The 20,026-nt window shown below is 67.4% G+C and carries 20 protein-coding genes; 9 read left to right on the plus strand and 11 right to left on the minus strand.

The window, feature by feature from the left end:
- Positions 1 to 4 precede the first annotated feature (4 nt).
- The gene (locus ACFWVD_RS18170; protein ID WP_379244153.1) at positions 5 to 556 is read left to right on the plus strand and encodes a hypothetical protein; all 552 of its coding nucleotides are present in this window, start codon (positions 5 to 7) and stop codon (positions 554 to 556) included.
- Between the two features lie 4 nt (positions 557 to 560).
- Complete coding sequence (locus ACFWVD_RS18175) at positions 561 to 836, plus strand: Lrp/AsnC family transcriptional regulator (RefSeq protein ID WP_379244154.1); 276 nt, start codon at positions 561 to 563, stop codon at positions 834 to 836.
- A 5-nt stretch (positions 837 to 841) separates the two neighbouring features.
- On the opposite strand, the gene trpD is transcribed toward ACFWVD_RS18175, so the two are convergent.
- Positions 842 to 1,903, minus strand: coding sequence for an anthranilate phosphoribosyltransferase (gene trpD, locus ACFWVD_RS18180; RefSeq protein WP_379244156.1), 1,062 nt, complete (start codon positions 1,901 to 1,903; stop codon positions 842 to 844).
- A 93-nt stretch (positions 1,904 to 1,996) separates the two neighbouring features.
- Positions 1,997 to 2,413, minus strand: coding sequence for a hypothetical protein (locus ACFWVD_RS18185; RefSeq protein WP_379244158.1), 417 nt, complete (start codon positions 2,411 to 2,413; stop codon positions 1,997 to 1,999).
- A gap of 181 nt (positions 2,414 to 2,594) precedes the next feature.
- Between ACFWVD_RS18185 and ACFWVD_RS18190 the strand changes: the two genes are divergently transcribed.
- From ACFWVD_RS18190 to ACFWVD_RS18205, 4 genes are read left to right on the plus strand one after another with little or no spacing between them, the layout of a single operon-like run.
- Positions 2,595 to 3,206 carry a heme-copper oxidase subunit III gene (locus ACFWVD_RS18190; protein WP_379244160.1) on the plus strand — a complete coding sequence of 204 codons (612 nt, stop codon included), beginning with the start codon at positions 2,595 to 2,597 and terminating at the stop codon, positions 3,204 to 3,206.
- Between the two features lie 58 nt (positions 3,207 to 3,264).
- Positions 3,265 to 4,134, plus strand: coding sequence for a c-type cytochrome (locus ACFWVD_RS18195; protein ID WP_379244162.1), 870 nt, complete (start codon positions 3,265 to 3,267; stop codon positions 4,132 to 4,134).
- The gene (locus tag ACFWVD_RS18200) at positions 4,131 to 5,270 is read left to right on the plus strand and encodes a ubiquinol-cytochrome c reductase iron-sulfur subunit (protein WP_379244164.1); all 1,140 of its coding nucleotides are present in this window, start codon (positions 4,131 to 4,133) and stop codon (positions 5,268 to 5,270) included. Before ACFWVD_RS18195 ends, ACFWVD_RS18200 begins: the two co-directional genes overlap by 4 nt.
- A complete protein-coding gene (locus ACFWVD_RS18205) occupies positions 5,267 to 6,898 on the plus strand; it encodes a cytochrome bc complex cytochrome b subunit (protein ID WP_379244166.1) in 1,632 nt (543 codons plus the stop codon). Before ACFWVD_RS18200 ends, ACFWVD_RS18205 begins: the two co-directional genes overlap by 4 nt.
- 62 nt (positions 6,899 to 6,960) lie before the next feature.
- Here ACFWVD_RS18205 and ACFWVD_RS18210 read toward each other — a convergent pair whose 3' ends face one another.
- Entirely contained in the window at positions 6,961 to 7,458 is a 498-nt protein-coding gene (locus tag ACFWVD_RS18210) for a polyadenylate-specific 3'-exoribonuclease AS (protein WP_379244326.1), read from the minus strand.
- 179 nt (positions 7,459 to 7,637) lie between these two features.
- Here ACFWVD_RS18210 and ACFWVD_RS18215 point away from each other — a divergent pair, with 179 nt between their 5' ends.
- The gene (locus tag ACFWVD_RS18215; protein WP_379244168.1) at positions 7,638 to 9,023 is read left to right on the plus strand and encodes a class II 3-deoxy-7-phosphoheptulonate synthase; all 1,386 of its coding nucleotides are present in this window, start codon (positions 7,638 to 7,640) and stop codon (positions 9,021 to 9,023) included.
- A gap of 97 nt (positions 9,024 to 9,120) precedes the next feature.
- On the opposite strand, the gene pknB is transcribed toward ACFWVD_RS18215, so the two are convergent.
- Positions 9,121 to 11,070 carry a Stk1 family PASTA domain-containing Ser/Thr kinase gene (gene pknB / locus ACFWVD_RS18220; protein WP_379244328.1) on the minus strand — a complete coding sequence of 650 codons (1,950 nt, stop codon included), beginning with the start codon at positions 11,068 to 11,070 and terminating at the stop codon, positions 9,121 to 9,123.
- Between the two features lie 92 nt (positions 11,071 to 11,162).
- Here pknB and ACFWVD_RS18225 point away from each other — a divergent pair, with 92 nt between their 5' ends.
- Complete coding sequence (locus tag ACFWVD_RS18225) at positions 11,163 to 11,531, plus strand: Rv2175c family DNA-binding protein (protein WP_379244170.1); 369 nt, start codon at positions 11,163 to 11,165, stop codon at positions 11,529 to 11,531.
- 3 nt (positions 11,532 to 11,534) lie between these two features.
- Here the strand turns inward: ACFWVD_RS18225 and ACFWVD_RS18230 are convergent, their stop codons facing one another.
- From ACFWVD_RS18230 to ACFWVD_RS18255, 6 genes are all read right to left on the minus strand, one after another.
- Entirely contained in the window at positions 11,535 to 11,945 is a 411-nt protein-coding gene (locus ACFWVD_RS18230) for a type II toxin-antitoxin system VapC family toxin (protein WP_379244172.1), read from the minus strand.
- Positions 11,942 to 12,223 (minus strand): type II toxin-antitoxin system Phd/YefM family antitoxin, encoded by a 282-nt coding sequence (locus ACFWVD_RS18235; protein WP_379244174.1) that lies wholly within the window; start codon positions 12,221 to 12,223, stop codon positions 11,942 to 11,944. Before ACFWVD_RS18235 ends, ACFWVD_RS18230 begins: the two co-directional genes overlap by 4 nt.
- 197 nt (positions 12,224 to 12,420) lie before the next feature.
- Positions 12,421 to 13,386: a phytoene/squalene synthase family protein gene (locus ACFWVD_RS18240; RefSeq protein WP_379244176.1), complete on the minus strand. Its 966-nt coding sequence runs from the start codon at positions 13,384 to 13,386 to the stop codon at positions 12,421 to 12,423.
- A 76-nt stretch (positions 13,387 to 13,462) separates the two neighbouring features.
- Entirely contained in the window at positions 13,463 to 15,118 is a 1,656-nt protein-coding gene (locus ACFWVD_RS18245) for an alpha-(1->6)-mannopyranosyltransferase A (RefSeq protein WP_379244178.1), read from the minus strand.
- Positions 15,119 to 15,219: 101 nt separating this feature from the next.
- A complete protein-coding gene (gene crtI / locus ACFWVD_RS18250) occupies positions 15,220 to 16,857 on the minus strand; it encodes a phytoene desaturase family protein (protein ID WP_379244180.1) in 1,638 nt (545 codons plus the stop codon).
- A 14-nt stretch (positions 16,858 to 16,871) separates the two neighbouring features.
- On the minus strand, positions 16,872 to 18,026 hold the full coding sequence (locus ACFWVD_RS18255) for a polyprenyl synthetase family protein (RefSeq protein ID WP_379244330.1): 1,155 nt from the start codon (positions 18,024 to 18,026) through the stop codon (positions 16,872 to 16,874).
- 335 nt (positions 18,027 to 18,361) lie between these two features.
- On the opposite strand from ACFWVD_RS18255, the gene ACFWVD_RS18260 reads away from it, so the two are divergent.
- Positions 18,362 to 19,363, plus strand: coding sequence for a methylenetetrahydrofolate reductase (locus ACFWVD_RS18260; RefSeq protein WP_379244182.1), 1,002 nt, complete (start codon positions 18,362 to 18,364; stop codon positions 19,361 to 19,363).
- 32 nt (positions 19,364 to 19,395) lie between these two features.
- Here ACFWVD_RS18260 and ACFWVD_RS18265 read toward each other — a convergent pair whose 3' ends face one another.
- Entirely contained in the window at positions 19,396 to 19,956 is a 561-nt protein-coding gene (locus tag ACFWVD_RS18265) for a DUF2867 domain-containing protein (protein ID WP_379244184.1), read from the minus strand.
- Positions 19,957 to 20,026 lie beyond the last annotated feature (70 nt).

Here is a 20,026-nt window from a genome sequence, read left to right on the forward strand (position 1 = left end):
GCGAATGTTCGTGAAGGTGTGCGGGTTGACCACCGAGGAGCAGATCGACTGGGCCGTCGAGCTCGGGTACTCCGCGATCGGGGTCATGACCACCACCAAGAGCAAGCGCTACCGCACCCCCGAACAGGCCCGCGCGCTGGCCGACTACGCCCGCGGCCGCATCACCACCTTCGCCGTCGCACTGGAAGCAAAAGAAGTCGCGGATGTCGCCGATGCCTTCGACGTGGTCCAGCTCTACCAGTGGGCCGACCTGCCGAACCTGGCCTTCTGCTCCGCGACCCCACCCGAACCCAACCAGACCAGTCAGTACTTCTTCTACGACGCCAGCGCGGGCTCCGGTGTGTTCGAGGAGTTCCCCGACTGGGTGCGCGCCCAACCGGGCCGCGTCGTGCTGGCCGGCGGCCTCGACCCCGACAACGTCGCCGCGGTGATCGCCCGACACCACCCCTACGGCGTCGACGTGTCCAGTTCGCTGGAAACCGCACCGGGTGTGAAGAGCTACGACCTGATGCGACGGTTCAAAGCTGCCACCGCGGGCGCGGAAGTTCTAGAGTGATCCCATGATTACCGCGATCGTGATGATCCAGGCGCAGAGCTCTCGCATCCCCGAGACCGCGCAGGCACTGGCCGACACCGAAGGCGTCACCGAGGTGTACTCCTGCGCGGGCGACGTGGACCTGATCGCGATCGTGCGCGTACGCGACTTCGAACGCATCGCCGACGTCGTCACCGAGGGCATCGACAAGGTGGACGGCGTGGTCGACACCACCACGCACATCGCGTTCAAGTCCTACGCCAGCCACGACGTCGAGGCCGGATTCTCGTTGGGGGAGTAGGGCTTTCAGCGCTCGTCGAGCACCTGGGTGAGTTCGGCCCAGCTCTGCAGCAGTTTCGCCGCCGCGCCGCTGTCCACCGCGGCGGCGGCGCGCTCGAGCCCACCGGCCAGCGCCGCGTCCAGATCGGAGTCGACGTCGCCGACCCCGCGCGACAGGTCATAGGCCACGATCGCCGCGGCCGAGTTCAGCAGCACCGCGTCGCGCACCGCACCCGGCGTCCCCGCGAACACCTCCCGCGCAACCCTGGCGTTGACCTCGGCGTCCCCGCCGCGCAGTTCCGCCAGATCCACGCGGGCGATGCCCAGCACCGTGGGATCCAACACCGTCTGCCGGATCCGCCCACCGCTGACCACCCACACGTCGGTGAGGTCGGAGGTGGTGATCTCGTCCAGGCCGTCGCGCCCGCGCACCACCAGCGCACTGGATCCCCGCGCGGCGAACACGCCCGCGATCACCGGCGCCAGATCGGCGAACGCGCACCCGATCAGCCCCGCGCGCGGCTGCGCCGGATTGGTCAACGGACCCAACACGTTGAACACGGTCGGAATGCCGATTTCCTTGCGTGCGGCCCCCGCGAACCGCAGCCCGGAGTGGAACAGCGGCGCGAAACAGAACCCGATCCCCGCCTCGCGCACCGACCGCGCCACCGACTCCGGCCCCAGCGCCAGCTTCACACCCAGCGCCTCGAGCACGTCGGCCCCGCCGGACTTCGACGACGCCGCCCGGTTGCCGTGCTTGACCACCGGCACCCCGGCCGCGGCCACGACCACCGAGGACATGGTCGAGATGTTCACCGACCCCGAACGATCCCCGCCGGTGCCCACGACATCGACCGCGTCGCCGTCGATGCGCACCAGTTTCGCGTGCCCGAGCATGCCGGCCACCATGCCCGCCAGTTCGGTGGGTGTTGGCCCCTTGATCTTCATGGCCACGCCGAACGCGGCGATCTGGGCGGCGGTGGCGTTGTCGGTGAAGATCTCGTCGATCACCCAGGTGGTGTCGTCCGCGGCCAGGTCGCCACCGTCGGCGAGGGTTCCCAGCACCTGGGGCCAGCTGCGCACGCTCATTCGCTCTGCTTCTCCTTCGACGACACCGTTGCGCCACTACTAGATCGGGCACCGCGGAGGTGACGCAATGTCTTTTGCGCCGTTCGGGCAAGTTTAAGGGGCTGTACGCGGGGGTTGCAGGGCGTCCCACCCGTCGGCGATCCCGTCGTGGCGTTGCGCGAGGCCCGCCATGCGGGAGCGTTCTTGCGAACAGGTCAGCGGATCCAGTCGTTGCACTCGCTGCAAGATGATCGGAACCAAGTCCCCGGACGCGGCATCGCTGTCGACGCGTTCATAACCGTCGTACCCCGCGATCTCACACGCCGCCTCGATCTGGTCGGCGGGCAGGCGCAGATGGTGTCGCAACACCGCGTCGGCCTCCCGATCCAGCTCGCTCGCCCGATCCAGCGCCGTCGAACACGCCTCGACATCGTCGAAGCTCGACGCCACCACCTCCAGGTCCCCGCGCGCGGGATCCAACGCTTGCGCGGACCCACCGAACACGCGCCGCCACATCCGAACCACGACCATCGCCGCCTCCTCGCGTCTCAGCCTATCCACATCAACCGCTGTCACAATGTGTTGTCGCGCGATCGTCGCCAACACGCCGACGGAAGTCGTAGACCCCCTCTGTGCGTGGGTTTTCCGACTCGCGCCACAAACTTTCGTACCCGGGTACATGTGTCGTACTACGAAGAGTCATACTTACCCCGTGACGACCGCAGTAGGCACCCCAGGATCGGCCATTACTCAGCGTGTGCATTCGCTGAACCGGCCCAACATGGTCAGCGTCGGAACCATCATCTGGCTGTCGAGCGAGTTGATGTTCTTCGCTGGTCTGTTCGCGATGTACTTCGTTGCGCGCGCGCAAGCGCACGGCAACTGGCCCCCGGAGCCGACCGAGCTGAACATGACGCTCGCCATTCCGGTCACGGCCGTGCTGATCGCATCGTCGTTCACCTGCCAGATGGGCGTGTTCGCCGCGGAGAAGGGCGACGTGTTCGGCCTTCGCCGCTGGTACACGATCACCCTGCTGATGGGTGCGTTCTTCGTGTTCGGCCAGGGGTACGAGTACTACCACCTGGTGCACGAGGGAACCACGATCGCCGGTAGCTCCTACGGCTCGGTCTTCTACATCACCACCGGCTTCCACGGTCTGCACGTGATCGGCGGTCTGATCGCGTTCGTGTTCCTGCTCATCCGCACCACGCTGAGCAAGTTCACCCCCGCCCAGGCCACCGCCGCGATCGTGGTGTCGTACTACTGGCACTTCGTCGACATCGTCTGGATCGGGCTGTTCGCCACGATCTACTTCGTCCGCTAGCGCGCTGGCGCACCAAGCTTTTGCACAAGTCGGTTCCGTCTACTCCAAAGGGACACAGATGAGTTCATCTCCCCCGTCGGCCCCAGAGCCCGCCGTCGGCCCCGGCACCGGGCAGGCCGCCGCCAAGGCGCGTAAACAGCGTCGCACCCGTCGTCGTATCGCGGGTGCTCTCGCGCTGATGATCGGCTTGGTCGGAGCCGGCTTCCTGGCTGCCGCGCTCACCCCCGCGCCGCAGGTCGCCACCGCGCACGAGGACCAGTCCGCGCTCATCCGCGAGGGCAAGCAGCTGTACGAGACCTCCTGCGTGACGTGCCACGGCGCGAACCTGCAGGGTGTGCCCGACCGTGGTCCCAGCCTGATCGGTGTGGGCGAGGCCGCGGTCTACTTCCAGGTTTCCTCCGGTCGTATGCCGATGGCCGCCAACGGCGCCCAGGCGCTGCGCAAGCCGGCCAAGTTCGACGCGCACCAGACCGACGCGATGGGCGCGTTCGTCGCGGCCAACGGCGGCGGCCCCTCGGTGGTCCGTGACGCCAACGGTGAGATCGCGCAGGAATCGCTGCGCGGCGACGACATCGCCCGTGGTTCGGAGCTGTTCCGCATGAACTGCGCCTCCTGCCACAACTTCACCGGTCGCGGTGGAGCGCTGTCGGGTGGCAAGTTCGCGCCGCCGCTGGCCGAGGCCAACGAGCAGCAGATCTACGACGCGATGCTCACCGGCCCGCAGAACATGCCCAAGTTCTCCGACCGGCAGCTCACGCCGGAGGAGAAGCGCGACATCGTCGCCTACGTCAGGAACTCCGCCGAGGAGAAGGCTCCCGGCGGCTGGGATCTGGGCGGCTTCGGTCCGGCCACAGAGGGTCTCGCCATCTGGGTCATCGGCATCACCGCCGTTGTCGGCGCAGCGATGTGGATCGGATCCCGATCATGAGTGGACAGGAGAACGGCGACATGGGTCGCGAACCCACCGAAGACGAACTCGACGCGATGTCGACCGCCGAGCTCGCGGAGCTCGGCACGAAGCGCGACGACGTCGATGTTGTCTACCGCAACGAGCGGTGGCCGGTGCCGGGCACCAAGGCCGAGAAGCGCGCCGAACGTGAGGTCACGTTCTGGTTCGCCATCTCCGGCCTGTCCGCCGCCGCGCTGATCGGTGTCTTCCTGTTCTGGCCGTGGGAGTGGAAGGGCAACGGCGACGAGGGCCACGCGGCCTACTCGCTGTTCACCCCGCTGATCGGCCTGACCTTCGGCATCTCGGTGCTGGTCATCGGCATCGCGGTGGTGTTGATCCGCAAGAAGTTCATCCCGGCCGAGATCTCCATCCAGCAGCGCCACGACGGCCCGTCGCTCGAGGTCGAGCGCCGCACCCTGGTGGCCGAGCTGCAGGACGCGCTGGACACCTCCACGCTGGGTCGTCGCAAGATGATGCTGGGTACCGCTGGCGCCGGTGTCGGTGTGCTCGGTATCGGTGCCGGTCTGGTGTTCATCGGCGGCATGATCAAGAACCCGTGGGCCAAGCGCGACAAGTCGCCGCTGTGGGTCTCGGGCTGGACCCCGGACTACCCGGGCGAGACCGTCTACATCCGCCGCGACACCGGTCGCCCGGAAGACATCGTGCTGGTGCGTCCGGAGGATCTGGACGCGGGCTCGATGGAAACCGTGTTCCCGTGGAAAGAGAAGTGGCGCGGGGACTCGCACGAGACCCTGCAGTCGCTGCGCGGCATCCGTAACGCCGTGATGCTGATCCGCCTGCGCACCGAAGACGCCGAGAAGGCGATCAAGCGCAAGGGCCAGGAGAGCTTCAACTTCGGCGATTACTTCGCGTACTCGAAGATCTGCACCCATCTCGGCTGCCCCACCTCGCTGTTCGAGCAGCAGACCAACCGCATTCTGTGCCCCTGCCACCAGTCGCAGTTCCTGGCGACCGAGTGGGGTAAGCCGGTCTTCGGTCCTGCCGCCCGCGCACTGCCTCAGCTGCCGATCACCGTCAACTCCGAGGGCTTCCTGGTCGCCGCGGGCGACTTCATCGAGCCGCTCGGCCCGGCCTTCTGGGAGCGTCGTTCATGAGTGTCGGAGATATGGCCGCCAACCAGGCCAACGAGATGGACGAGCGGTATCGTGCCGCCGCGTTCATGAAGCGGTCGATCAACAAGGTCTTCCCGACCCACTGGTCGTTCCTGCTGGGTGAGATCGCGCTCTACGCGTTCATCATCCTGCTGCTGTCGGGTGTATACCTGACGCTGTTCTTCGACCCGTCGATGAGCCACGTCGTGTACGACGGCGCCTACCAGCCGCTGCGCGGTGTCGGCATGTCGCGGGCGTACGAGACCGCGCTGAACATCTCCTTCGAGGTGCGCGGCGGTCTGTTCGTCCGACAGATCCACCACTGGGCGGCACTGCTGTTCGCGGCGTCGATCATCATCCACCTGTTCCGCATCTTCTTCACCGGCGCGTTCCGCAAGCCGCGTGAAGGCAACTGGGTGATAGGTTCGCTGCTGCTGATCCTGGCGATGTTCGAAGGCTTCTTCGGCTACTCGCTGCCCGACGACCTGCTGTCGGGTACCGGACTTCGGGCCGCGTTCTCCGGTATCACCATCGGTGTCCCGGTGGTCGGTACCTGGATGCACTGGCTGATGTTCGGCGGCGACTTCCCCGGCGACATCATCATCCCGCGCCTGTACATCGCGCACGTGCTGCTGCTGCCCGGCATCATCCTGGCGCTGATCGGCGCGCATGTCGCGCTGGTCTGGTACCAGAAGCACACCCAGTTCCCCGGACCGGCCCGCACCGAGAACAACGTTGTCGGCGCGCGCATCATCCCGGTGTTCGCCGCCGACCAGGGCGCGTTCTTCGCGTTCACCCTCGGCATCGTGGGCATCATGGGCGGTGTCCTGCAGATCAACCCGATCTGGAACCTCGGTCCGTACAACCCGTCACAGGTGTCGGCGGGTTCGCAGCCCGACTTCTACATGATGTGGACCGACGGTATGGCGCGTCTGATGCCGCCGTGGGAGATCTACCTGGGCAACTACACGATCCCGGCAGTGTTCTGGGTCGCGCTGGTGATGGGCCTGGTGTTCACGCTGCTGATCGCCTACCCGTGGATCGAGAAGCGCCTGACCAACGACACCTCCGCGCATCACAACCTGCTGCAGCGTCCGCGCGACGTGCCGGTGCGTACCGCGATCGGTGCCATGGCGATCGCGTTCTACGTGGTGCTCACGCTGTCGTGTGTCAACGACATCATCGCGCTGAAGTTCGACATCTCGCTGAACGCGACCACCTGGATCGGTCGTATCGGCGTGCTGCTGCTGCCGCCGATCGCGTACTTCGTGACCTACCGGTTCTGCATCGGTCTGCAGCGCAGTGACCGGGCGGTGCTCGAGCACGGCATCGAAACCGGTGTGATCAAGCGTCTGCCGCACGGTGAGTACATCGAGATCCACCAGCCGCTGGGCGGGGTCGACGACCACGGCCACGCGATTCCGCTGGAGTACCAGGGCGCCCCGGTGCCCAAGAAGATGAACAAGCTGGGTTCGGCGGGCAAGCCGGGCACCGGTAGCTTCCTCAAGGCCGATCCCGCGGCCGAGGGCGAGACCTGGGCTGAGATCGAGGAGAACGACGAGCACAAGATGCTCACCGCTCTCGCCGAGCAGCAGGCGATCGCCAACAGCAGTGAGCCGTTCGGTCACTGACCTGACGTGCTGAAAAGCCAAGGCCCCGAGTCGAATTCGACTCGGGGCCTTCGCTTGTGTGGTTACAGGCGCGGGGTGCGGCGGTAGGTCTCGATGGCTTCGAATTTCGCCAGGTTGTGTCGGGCGTCGGCCAGGGCGTCGTGCGCGTCGTCGGGGATCGGCGGCAGCGCGGGGGAGCCGTTGACGGCCCAGTGCTGGCGCAGTTCGTTGGTGTAGCGCGGCATGCCCTTGGGCAGCGCGGTCATGTCACCCCACAGCTGGCACAGCGCCACATGGTCGTAGGCGCCCACCCAGGCCCACAGTTCGGGCACCACGGTGGGGCGGGGCAGGAAGAACTTGAACAGGTCGTCGCGGATCTGTTCCCTGGTGCGATACAGCGGGGAGCCAGCGGGCGGCAGCTTGGGCAGCACGTGCTTGCGGACCCACTGCCCGGCCTTGCTCGCATCGAATTCGGTGGACACCGCGTAGTATTCGCGCCCGTCCTCGCAGACCACGCCGATCGAGATCAGGTCGATCGTCGTGCCGTCCTCGATGAATTCCGAATCGTAAAAATATCGCAGGGAGATCGCCTCTTCGTGCCGATGGGTTGCTCGTGACGTCCGGCGATGGACCACGAGGGGGTTGACGAAACCCTATGTGGGCACTGCGCGCGAACTTCGCACGGGTCGGCCGTGGTTCGCGGGCACTTCGCAGGTACGCCGGATATCGGCGGGTACTCGCGGGTACGTATTCTGATCTGGTGACCTGGACCGTCGACGTACCCATTGACCGCCTGCCGGAACTGCCGCCGCTGCCTGCCGATCTGCGCAGTCGCCTCGACGCCGCTCTGGCCAGGCCCGCCCTGCAGCAGCCGTCGTGGGATCCCGACGAGGCCGCGACCATGCGCACCGTGCTCGAGAGCGTGCCGCCGATCTGTCTGCCCGCCGAGGTCGAGGACCTCAAGACGCAGCTGGCCGCGGTCGCGCGCGGTGAGGCCTTCCTCATGCAGGGTGGTGACTGCGCGGAGACCTTCGTCGACAACACCGAACCTCACATCCGTGGCAACATCCGCACGCTGCTGCAGATGGCCGTGGTCCTCACCTATGGCGCGAGCATGCCGGTGGTGAAGGTGGCCAGGATCGCCGGCCAGTACGCCAAGCCGCGCTCGTCCGACACCGATGCCATGGGCCTGAAGTCCTACCGCGGCGACATGATCAACTCGATCGTGGCCGACGACGCGCTGCGCCGCCACGACCCGTCCCGACTGGTCCGCGCGTACGCCAACGCCAGCGCCGCGATGAACCTGGTCCGCGCCCTGACCAGCGCCGGCACCGCCGACCTGCACCGCCTGCACGACTGGAACCGCGATTTCGTCGCCCAGTCACCCGCGGGCGCGCGCTACGAGACCCTGGCCGAGGAGATCGACCGCGGCCTGCGCTTCATGGCCGCCTGCCAGGTCAACGACCCGAGCCTGAAGACCGCGCGCATCTACGCCTCCCACGAAGCGCTGGTGCTGGATTACGAGCGCGCCATGCTGCGGCTGAGCGAGTCCGAGACCGGTGAGCCGCTGCTGTACGACCTGTCGGCGCACTTCCTGTGGATCGGTGAGCGCACCCGTCAGCTCGACGGCGCCCACATCGCCCTGGCCGAACTGCTCGCGAACCCGATCGGCCTCAAGATCGGGCCGACCACCACGCCCGATCAGGCCGTGGAATACGTCGAACGCCTCGACCCCAACAACGAGCCCGGCCGGCTCACCCTGGTCGCGCGCATGGGCAACGGCAAGGTGCGCGACGTGCTGCCGCCCATCATCGAGAAGGTGCAGGCCACCGGCCACCAGGTGATCTGGCAGTGCGACCCCATGCACGGCAACACCCACGAGTCGTCCACCGGTTTCAAGACCCGCCACTTCGACCGCATCGTCGACGAGGTCCAGGGCTTCTTCGAGGTGCACCACGCGCTGGGCACCCACCCCGGCGGCCTGCACATCGAGCTGACCGGCGAGAACGTCACCGAATGCCTCGGCGGCGCCCAGGACATCTCCGACCTGGACCTGGGCGGTCGCTACGAAACCGCCTGCGACCCGCGCCTGAACACCCAGCAGTCCCTGGAACTGTCGTTCCTGGTCGCGGAGATGCTGCGCTGAGTCATTAAGACGAGGCTGAGTCAGTAAGACGAGCCCGGGGCGGTCAGCGAGGACCGCGCCCGGGTTTTTCTTTGTCCTTCTCGGGATCCTTGCCCCTTCAAGGCAGGGCGGTGAGCGATACGACGCTGCCCGCCTCCACATTCGTGTTGATGCCGGGAACCTGGCCGATGACCAGCGAACTGTCGGAATCGGTGAGGGACTTGACCTCTACGCGTAGGCCGAGCTGTTGCAGCTTGTCGCGGGCGTTGCCGACGCTCTGGCCCATCACATTGGGCACCTTCACCGCATTCGACACGATCAGCGTCACGGTGTCGCCCGATTGCAGGGTGGTGCCGACGGCGGGGTCGGTGGCGATCGCCTTATCGCCCTCGACGCTCTTGTCGAACTGCACGCGAGTCTCCCGCACGGTCAGGCCCGCGGTGGTCAGCGCCTTCGCGGCCTCCTCGGCGGTCTTCCCGCGCACATCGGGCACGTTGACCGGCTGAGAACCCTTGCTGCGGTACACCTTCACCTGCGCGCCCATCGGCAGGACCGTGCCCGGCGCGGGCTCCACCCGCGCCAGTGAGCCCTTCGGCGCGGTACTGGCCGCCTCGCCACTGTCGATCGGCTGCAGACCCGCGTCGCGGATCGCGGTATTGACGGCACTGATCTGATCGCCCGGCGCGAGATCGGGCACGCGCGGTTTGCCGTTGGAGATCAGCACCGCGATCGTGGAACCCTTGGTCACCCGCGACCCGGCCGACGGATCGGTGCCGACGACCCCGCCCACCGGGATCGTGTCGGAAGCCTTCTGCCGCAACGACGTTTCGAACCCGGCCTCCTGCAGCACCGACACGGCCCGCTCGGAGTCCATGCCCGCGATCGGCGGCACGGCGGTGTAGCGGCCGACGCCCAGCCACCAGCCGCCGATGCCGACCAGCAGGGTCAGCGCGGTGACCAGGCCCACCCACACCAACCCTGTTCGGCGAGCGTGACTGTCACCGCCCGCGCCGAAAGCGGTCGCGGCCGGCGCGTGCTCCTCGGGTCGGGGACGCTGCGCGGTCACCACCCGGGTGTGATGCTGCTCGGGCGCGGGGGAGTGGTGTGCGGCAACAGGATTGGGGGTCACCGGGCGATCGCCGGGGTGGTGCGCGGCACCGGTGTGGTAGCTCTCGCTGAGATGTTCGGCCGAATCCCGCGGTGCGGGAACACGATACGACGGCAGGTTCAACTGCATCGCGATCGACTGCAGCGCCGCGGCCATCTCGTTGGCGTCGGCGTAACGCAGCGCGGGGTCGCGGGAGGTGGCCTTGGCGACCAGCGCGTCGAACTCGGGTGGCACACCGCCGATGAAGCCGCTGGGCGCGGGGACGTCGTTCTCGACCCGCTGATAGGCCACCGACAGCGAGTTGTCGCCGCTGAACGGCACCCGCCCGGTGAGCAGTTCGAAGATCAGGACGCCGAACGCGTACACGTCGCTGCGCGCGTCGGCGGTGCCGGTGGTGACCTGCTCGGGCGCCAGATACGCGGCGGTGCCCAGGATCACGCTCGCCGACGTGGTGTTGGCCGCGGCTACCGCGCGCACCAGGCCGAAGTCGGCGATCTTCACCTCGCCCGCGTCGGAGATCAGCACGTTCTCCGGCTTCACATCGCGGTGCACCAGGCCCGCGTCGTGGGCGGTACCGATCGCGCGCAGCACCGGCTCGGCCACCGCGCGCACGGCGTGCGGCGGCATCGGTCCGCGTTCGCGCAGCAGTTCGCGCAGCGTGCCGCCCTCGACCAATTCCATGATCAGGAACGGGTATTCGCCGTCCACGCCCTGGTCGTAGACCGCGACCAGCGACGGGTGCTTGAGCTTGGCCACCGCGCGCGCCTCGAACTCGAAACGGCTCAGGAACTGCGGGTCTCCGGCGAATTTGGGGTCCATCACCTTGATCGCGACGGGGCGATCCAGCCGGGTGTCGGTCCCGCGGAAGACCATCGACATCCCGCCGCGCGCGATCGGCGCGTCGATGCGATAGCGCCCTTCCAGCATCTGGCCGATCAAGTGAAGTCCTCCGGCATTCAACCGGCCGCCGTGTGCGGCCACCACGATCGTAACTGTGTCGTGTCGGCATGCCAGACGATGAGTGGGCCGCGACACGTACTACCGTTGTTCCGGTGAGTGCCTTCCCTTGCAGCAAAGACGTGCTGCCCGACACCGAAACCATCGTCTCGCTGCCCGAGGCGGCCGACATACTCGGCGTCCCGGTCACCTCGGTGCACCAACTCCTGCGCGATTACCAGCTGCTGGCGGTGCGCCGCAACGGTGTGGTCGGCGTTCCCGCCCGCTTCTTCAACGCCGAAGACGAGATCGTGCGCATGCTGCCCGGCGTGATCACCGTGATGCGTGACGGCAAGTACAGCAACGAGGACATCCTCGAATGGCTGTACACCGACGATCCCTCCCTGCCCGGCCGCCCGGTCGACGCCCTGCACACCCAGCTGGCCCGCGAGGTAGTCCGCCGCGCCCACGCCGAACCTTTCTGAGCCTCACACCGGGTCGAACGGATTCACCAGCGCGGCACCGGTGTGCTTGAAGTGCTTGGTGTTTCGTGTCGCGACGGTGTGCCCGTGTGTCAATGCTGTTGCCGCGATCAGGCCGTCGCTGACGTCGATGGGGGCTGGGATCAGCGCCCATCGGTGTACGACGGGCGTGTCGACAGCCAGAATTCGTTGCGCGTAATTGCCCTCGATCTCGTCGACGGCGGCCTCGATCCGGTCCGCGCGTGCACTCTCTTCACGCGCACGGAGGAGCGCGACGCCACGACGGAGTTCACCGACGGTGATCACGCTCAACCACAACTCGTTGGTGCGGTTGCGCGCGAACCAGTCGAGAACTGCGGGGTCCGGTGTCCGTCGCATCAGTTCGGAGATGACGTTGGTGTCGATGAGGAAGCTCACGACAGCTCGGTGAAGTCGAGTTCTCGCGGCATCGATTGCGATCTCTGTGCCTCGACTTCGGCGATGACGTCGGCGGTCTCGTCGTCGAGGCCGCCGAAGGTCACCACTAATCGATCGACGAAGCTGATATCGGGCCTGGTCAGCCGACGGTATTCCGCGATGTCGATGACTACCGCCACCTCGTCGCCGTGACGAGTGATGGTCTGCGGACCCTCGGCCTCGACCGCGCGAAGTACTTCAGAAAATCGCTGTTTGGCTTCTTGTACCTGCCACCGCATAGCCCACCGCCCCTGGTTGATTCCTATCTGGACAGACTAGACAGAATTTAGGCGGCTGTCTATGCCTGACGATATGCGGCGATCTGGCTGACGGTTTGCGACAAATCGGCTGACGGTTTGCGGGCGATCTTTTGACGGTATGCGACGATCTGGCCGAGTAGGTGGACGGCTGAGGGTTTCGGCGGACCGGTTGAGCGCTAGCGGCGGGAGATGGTCAAACCCTTGGCGGCGACCAGGATTCGGCGGTGGTTGGGGACCGTGGCTCGGGTGGCGAACACCTGGTAGTCGGCGGCTTCGATGCGGTCGAGGATTTCGGCGTAGAGGGTGGCGGCGGTGGTGATGGCCGGGCGTACTCGGGGGGCGAGTAGGGCGATGCCGGGGACGGCCTGCCGGTAGATGTCGCGGTTGATCGCGATCAGGTGGGCCAGTGCGCGGCGCAGCGGTGCGTCGGTGTGGCCGCGGTGGTGGCAGGCGCGCAGGTGATCTTCGTCGACGCCGAAGGCCGCAAGTTCGTCGGTGGGCAGGTAGACGCGGTCGCGATCGAGGTCTTCGGCGACATCGCGCAGGAAGTTCGTGAGCTGGAAGGCCTCACCGAGGGCGGCGGCCGCAGGCTCGGCATCGACCACGGGCACGACCGTGCCCAGGACCGGGAGCAGCTGCAGGCCGATCGCGGCGGCGGAACCGCGCATGTACTCGCGCAGGTCGCTCATCGTGGCGTAGCGGGTGCGGTGGGTGGCCGTGCCGGGGACGTCCATGCGCATGGCGTCGAGGAACGTCCAGATGTGGGCGTGCGCGATGTCGTAGCGGGTGATGGTGTCGGCGGCCGCGGTGACGATCTGGTGGCGGCGTCGGTCGGTGGTGTCGAGGTTGCCGTGTTCCAGGGCCAGTCGCAGCTGTTTCTCGACCAGGTCGAGGTGCTGGGCGGGGGAGACCTCGGACAGTGGGGCGAGTCGGTGCGTGGTGGCATCGCGCGGGTCGAGAACGCGGGCGGGGTTGTCGGCGTGGTCGACGATGTCATCGACCATTCTCGCGAAGGCGTACAGCGCGTGTACGGCCCGTCGTCGTTCCGGTGAAAGCAGGGTGGTGGCCAGGTAATACGTGCGTCCGTGCTCGGCGGCGATCCGACGGCAACTCGCGTAGGCCGCGTCGAGATCGCCGGTCAACGGTCGGACACCATCGCCGGGCGCGGTCGCGACTCGAGGCCCCCGCGTGCGCCCGATCATGCTGCGAGCTCGCCGCTCATGCGCGAACGGGCGGCGCCGCTTCGCTGGCAACAGCCTTCGATTTGGCCGACCGCAGATGCAACGGATCCACGGTGCGCAACGACACCGCGGCGACCACGGCGGCGAACGTCGCCAACGCGACGTGCCAGAAGTTGTACAGGCCGATCGACCCGTCCGGCTGGAACACCAGCATCAACCAGGTGCAGATCCCCACCAACCACATCAGCGTGGTGGTCGACAGCGCGAACCCGGCGGCCAGTGCCAGCGGCCACGAGTAGTACCAGGGCAGTGCGGCGGGCGACAGCAGCACGATCGCCACGAACGCGATGATGATGCCCATCACGGCCTCGCGCTCGCTGTGCCGGAACCGCCACCAGGTCGCCACCAGCAACACCACCATGGCGATCTGGCACAGCAGGCGGGTCACGTCCAGCACCGAGTCGAAGTTCAGCGGGCTCACCCAGGTGACCATGTGCGCCAGGATCGTGGGCAGCGACAGCCAGTTGATGATCTTGTTCGAACCCTGCAGCGCGGTGACCCAGCCGAAGCCGACCCCCGCGATCACCGACGCCGCGCCGAACACCAGTGCGAACACACCGACACCGATGCCCGCGATCTTGGCGAACACGAACAGCGGGTGCGGCATATCCGGCGACGGTCTGGCCGCATCGGGGTGTTTGAGTTCCTCGGCCAGGGCGGCATCGGAATCCACCTGCCGTTGCGCGGCTCGGCGTTCCTTCTCGTGCAGAATCCAGATCCACACCAGGAACGGCAGCGCCACGCCCGCGGTGGCCTTGATCGCCACGCCGATGGCCACGACCACGATGCCGGCGACGTGATGTCGTTCCAACACCAGCGCCACGCCCGCGCACATGAGCCCGACCATGAGCATCTCGTTGTGCACGCCGCCGATCAGGTGCACCAGCACCAGCGGGTTGAGCACCGCCAGCCACAGCGCGACCGTGGGCTTACCGCCCAGATGTTTGGTCAGGTACGGCACCGCCCACATCATCAGCGCCAACCCGGGCAGCATGGCGAAGCGCAGCGCGATGGTCCCGGCGATCACATTGTCGCCGGTGAGCGAGGTGATCGCGCGGCCCATCAGCAAGAACACAGGCCCGTACGGCGCGGTGGTGGTGGTCCAGACCGGACTCACGTTCTCCAGCAGCAGACCGGGATTGGCGACGGGACCCACCTGGTAGGGGTCGAAACCGTCGCGCAACAGCGCGCCCTGCGCGAGGTAGGAGTAGACGTCGCGGCTGAACATCGGCGCCGCGAACAGCAGTGGCGTGACCCAGATTCCGACGATCGCCCGTAACTCGTTGAGGGTGACCGTCGAGCCGCCCTTGCCGAGAGTGGTGCGGCCCAGTCGAACCCACGCGGTGATCATCATCAGCACGCCGATCCAGATCAGGATCGTCGACAGCGCGTACCCGTGGCCGAACCGCAGCCAGGACAGGTGCAGGCCTTCCAGCAGCGGGTCGCGTTTGCGGACAGCGCCCGCTCCGAAACCGCCGAAGGTGATCATCGCCGCGCCGAAGAATCCCATGATGGCCGCGTGGCCTTCGGGACTGCGGGCGAAATCGCCTGCGATCCGCAGCCAGGCCCGAACGCCGGGTTCGGTTCGAGCGGGTAGGTGGCCCTGACGCTCGAGTGTGCGCGTGTTGTCCATGGTGCCTACGGTCGTCTCGGGGGGCGGCATGTTCGGTCGGTCCCCCCGGATGGTCGGCGGTCGCAACCGCGAGCTGATAAGTCGGCCGTCAGTTTACGGCTTCATCTTGGAACACTAACCCGGTGGTCGGTACCGGTGCGCGCCCGGCTGCCGGTGATTCGTGCCGCGGCCAGCTTGCCCGACAGCAGCGTGGTGGGCACACCCACCCCCGGAGTGGTGCCACAACCTGCGAGAACGACGTTGTCCACACCCCTTGGCAGATTGCGTGGGCGGAAGGGGCCGGTTTGCCGGAACAGGTGGGCGAGGGAGAAGGGTGTGCCGGCGATCATGCCCTGGTCGGCCCAGGTGGCGGGGGTGTCGAGGTGGTCGACGGTGAAGTGGTCGGTGATGCCGGTGTATCCGCGCTGTTCCAGGACGGTGAGCAGTTCTCGGAGGTAGGCGGGGCCGAGGGTGTGCCAGTCCAGGGGGGCGGCGGTGAGGTTGGGGCAGGGGGCCAGCAGGGAGAGGGGTTCGTGGCGGCCGTCGGACCTGTCGACGAACTGGCCCGCGTCGGTGAGCGCGGGTCGGGTGAGCAGCAGTGACGGGTCGCTCATGAGTTGTCCGCGACCCTTGCGGGCGGCGATCTCGGTGAACGTCTGCGCCCAGGCGGCGCCGAAGTCGATGGTGTGGTGGGCCTGGACGGGCCATTGTGCGGCGATCTCGGCGGGGATGGTGCCGTGGGCGACCACTGCCGACGGGGAGGCGCGCAGGCCGCGACGGTGGCGCAGGCCGAATCGCGGCAGGGAGCCGATGTCGGCGGTGAGAACCACCGCGTCGCACGAGAATGTGCGTCCGTCGGTGGTGCGGATGGCTTCCGCGTGCCGTCCTCGGGCACTGCGTACCGAGGCGGAGGCCCCATTTCTGCGGCCCTTGGAGCGGGCTGCGAACACGGTGGCAGGGCCGGTGCGCTTGTCGTTCGCGTAGTCGATGCCGTCGACCTCGGCGTTCAGTACGAGGTTTCCACCGGCCTCGGTGAATGCCTCGGCGAGCGCGACGGTGATCGCCCGCATCCCCCCTTCGGGGAAGTAGACGCCCAGGCACGTATCCATGTTCGGGATCGCCCCGTAAATCGCCAGCGCGTCATCGGGCGACATGCCCGCATACAGCGCCTGGAAGGTGAACAGCCTGGTCAGCCGCTCATCGCGCAGATAGGACCGAACCCGCGGGCCGAGCTTCCCGAACCCACCGAGCGTGGCCAAAGTGACAAGCGCCGCCCTGGCGCGCGGGGTGCGCACCATATCGAGCGGTGAATCGAAATCGGCGTCCATGAACTCGTCGAATTCGGCGTCATAGATGCGACCGAGCCAGCTGCGAAGTCGCCGATAGTTTCCGGCTTCCTCAGCACCACAAGCCTTTTCGACCTCGGCAGCCATCTGGTCGGCATCATCGAACACACGAATATCGCTGCCATCGCCGAACCGTGCGTGATAGGCGGGGGTGAGGCGATGGATCCGCAGGCCGACGCTGTCCCGGGTTTGCCCGACGGCCGCCAACGCGTCATCGATCACCGATGGCAGCGTGAGAACCGTTGCCCCACTGTCGATCTCATAGTCGTCGAACCGATAACGCCCCACACGCCCACCCGGATGATCGGCGCGTTCCAGCACCGTCACCTCATGCCCCGCGCCCCGCAGATGCAGCGCGGCCGCCAACCCCGCCAGCCCGGCACCGACTACAACGACATGATCCGCTTGTCCCACAACACTTTTCCTGTTCAGGCCGCGCGACGCGTGGCGGCCAGCGCCATGGCGTGCAACAACTGCTTGGCTTCGGGCGTCGCGGAACTGGTCGCGATGGCGGCCAATCCGGTCTCGGTGAGTTCGCCGATCCGCCGCTCCACCTCGTCGACGGCACCCAGTTCGGTGAGCACCGCGCGCAACCGGTCGACGGCCGCGTCGTCGAGATCGGTGCCCAACCCGGTCCGGATCAGCGCGGCGGATTCGGTGTCCGCGCGTCGCAGCGCCTCCGCGATCAACACGGTCCGCTTGCCTTCGCGCAGGTCATCGCCGGAAGGCTTGCCCGTCACGGCCGGGTCGCCGAACACGCCGAGCAGGTCGTCGCGCAGCTGGAACGCGATCCCGACATCGGTCCCGAAGGTGCGCAACGCGTCGACCAGGTCGTCGTCGGCGCCCGCGATCGCCGCACCCAGATGCAACGGCCGTTCGATCGTGTACGCGGCGGTTTTATACCGGTTGATCCGCAAAGCGGCCTCGACCGATTCGTCCCCACCGGCCTCGCCGTTGATGTCGAGCAGCTGCCCGCCGAGCACCTCGGTGCGCATCCGCGCCCACACCGGCGCGAACCGCGCCAACGCGTCGGCGCTCAACCCGGCCGCGTGCACCAGATCATCGGCCCAGGCCAGGGCCAGATCGCCGATCAGAATCGCGACGGCCGAGCCGTAGGAAGCGCCGTCGCCGGGCCAACCGGCTGCCCGGTGCCGATCTTCGAAGTCGATATGCACGGTCGGGAACCCGCGCCGAGTGCGCGAGGAGTCGATGATGTCGTCGTGCACCAGCGCGCACGCCTGCACCAGTTCCAGCGCCGAACAGGCCGTCAACACCGCGGCCGCGTCGGGCCCGGCGGGATCGCCACCGGCACCGAGCCAGCCGGTCCACGCGAAGCCGGGCCTGGTCCGCTTACCCCCGCGAACAACGAACTCTTCCAACGCCTGCACCGCGTCGATGAACACCGGTCCCAACGGTTCGACGATCTCGCGACGGGTGGCGAAGAAGCTGGTCAGCACCTGTTCCACGGCGGCGACGAAGGCCGGGGTGCCCGGTGTCAGCGCGACGAGGTCGACCGAGGTCAGCGCGTCGGCGGCGGACCGGGAGAGCGGGGTACCGATTCCGGCGGACAGGGCGGCCTCCAGTGGCGAAGTGGGCGAGCGGCGGGCGCGGGTTTCGCACTCGGCGGTGCGCCTGCCAGCGTTGGGTCGAACGATACGCGGGCACGGTGACACGATCGTCAGCGCACTTCGCCGCTGCGACGGAGCCCACACCTGGCGTTTCGGCGAGCTCGCCGATGCGGCGCTGTCGAACTGCTCGGTGATGCGTTCGGGGTCGCAGCGGGGCTGGGGTCGGTCGCCACCACAGCGTTCACGGGCCTTGACGTGCGACCTGCCCGCACACGAGCCGCGGGCCCCCTGCGGCGGCGAGGATCACCGGTCGGCGCGGGAGCGGTTGGGTGTCCCACTAGACTGGCACGGTGACTTTCGACAATGGACGGGGACGTTCGACCCCAGATCGACCCGCCCAACAGCCGTCGATCGTCTCGAACACCCCCTCGGTGGTGCAGAGTCTGCGCACCCATTCCGGCAACGGCGTGCCGTTCTCCGTGGAGTTCAACCCCCCGCGTGACGAGGCAGGCGAGGCCCGTTTGTGGCGCGCGGTCCGCGAGTTCGAACGCATGCACCCCGCCTTCGTGTCGATGACCTACGGCGCGGGCGGCTCCACCCGCGACCGCACCGTCCGCATCACCGGCGCGCTGGCGCAGGAAACCACCCTGCTGCCGGTCGCGCATCTCACCGCCGTCGGCCACAGCATCGCCGAACTGCGCTCCCTGGTCGGCTCCTACGCCGACTCCGGCATCTGCAACGTGCTGGTCCTGCGCGGCGACCCGCCCGGCGACCCGCTCGGCGAATGGCAGAAGCACCCCGGCGGTGTCGAATACGCCGAAGAGCTGGTCCGCATCGTGCGCGACCTCGGCGACTTCCACGTCGGCGTCGCCTCGTTCCCCCAGGGCCACCACCGCTCACCCGACCTGGACCACGACACCTACCACCTGGCCGCGAAACTCCGTGCGGGAGCGGAGTATTCGATCACCCAGATGTTCTTCGACGTAGACCACTACCTGCGCCTGCGCGACCGGGTGATCGCCATGGACCCCATCGAGGGCGCCAAGCCGATCATCCCCGAACTGATGCCCATCACCTCCCTGCGCACGGTCGCCCGCGCCGAAGAACTCAGCGGCCGCCCCATCCCCCCCGCCGTGGTCGCCCGCCTGACCCGAGCCGCAGGCACCGGCCCGGAAGAAGACCGCGCGGCAGTGCGCGCCGAGGGCATCCAGATCGCCACCGAAATGGCCCAACGCCTCATCGACGAAGGCGCCCCCTGCCTGCACTTCATCACCTTGAACTTCGCCAAGGCCACCAGCGAGGTCCTCACCAACCTCGGCTACGGCGTAACCGCAGCCCCGATCAGCGCGTAGAGCGCCTTCGATCGAAGGCAATCCACCGCCGTTCAGTGGGGGATGGCGAGGTCCTTCCAGGTTTGTTCCCAGCTGCGGGTTATGGCGGGGTAGATGATGGTGTAGCGGAAAGGCTTGATGGCGGCCATATAGAGGCGGCCGAGGTGGCCGTTGGGCTTCACCAGGACTGCCATTCGGAGGTGGTAGCCGGTGGGGTCGGGGACCCAGCTCAGGTGCATGATGCCGTGCATGGTGCTGTTGGCGATTTCGCCGGCGTATTCGTTGTCGAGGATGTAGAGGCTGGTCAGGGGGCTGTTTTCGACGGGGGTTGCGGTGTCGCGGAGGTCGGTGGGGAGGCGGTCGCGCAGGGAGGTGACTTGGGCGCGGTCCCAGCCGAACAGTTCGCCCAGCTTCCAGCGGACTTTGAACAGCAGTGCGCTCAGGCCGGTGGACTCGGTGGTGCGTTCGGCCTGGATGGCGGCGAGCAGGGCCGGGAAGTCGTGCCGGCCCGCGCCGGGGGTACGGAACTTCCAGACGTCCTCGACAACGAAATCGGGGGCGATCTCGTGGATGCGCCAGGGGTGCTCGGAATGGGCCGATTCAGGCAGTCGCATAGCAGAAACCCTTCACTTATACGGTGGCGTATAAGTGAAGAGCCTACCCCTGGTATACGCCTACGTATAG

The sequence above is a fragment of the Nocardia sp. NPDC058666 genome, assembly GCF_042714895.1.
Taxonomy (GTDB): domain Bacteria; phylum Actinomycetota; class Actinomycetes; order Mycobacteriales; family Mycobacteriaceae; genus Nocardia.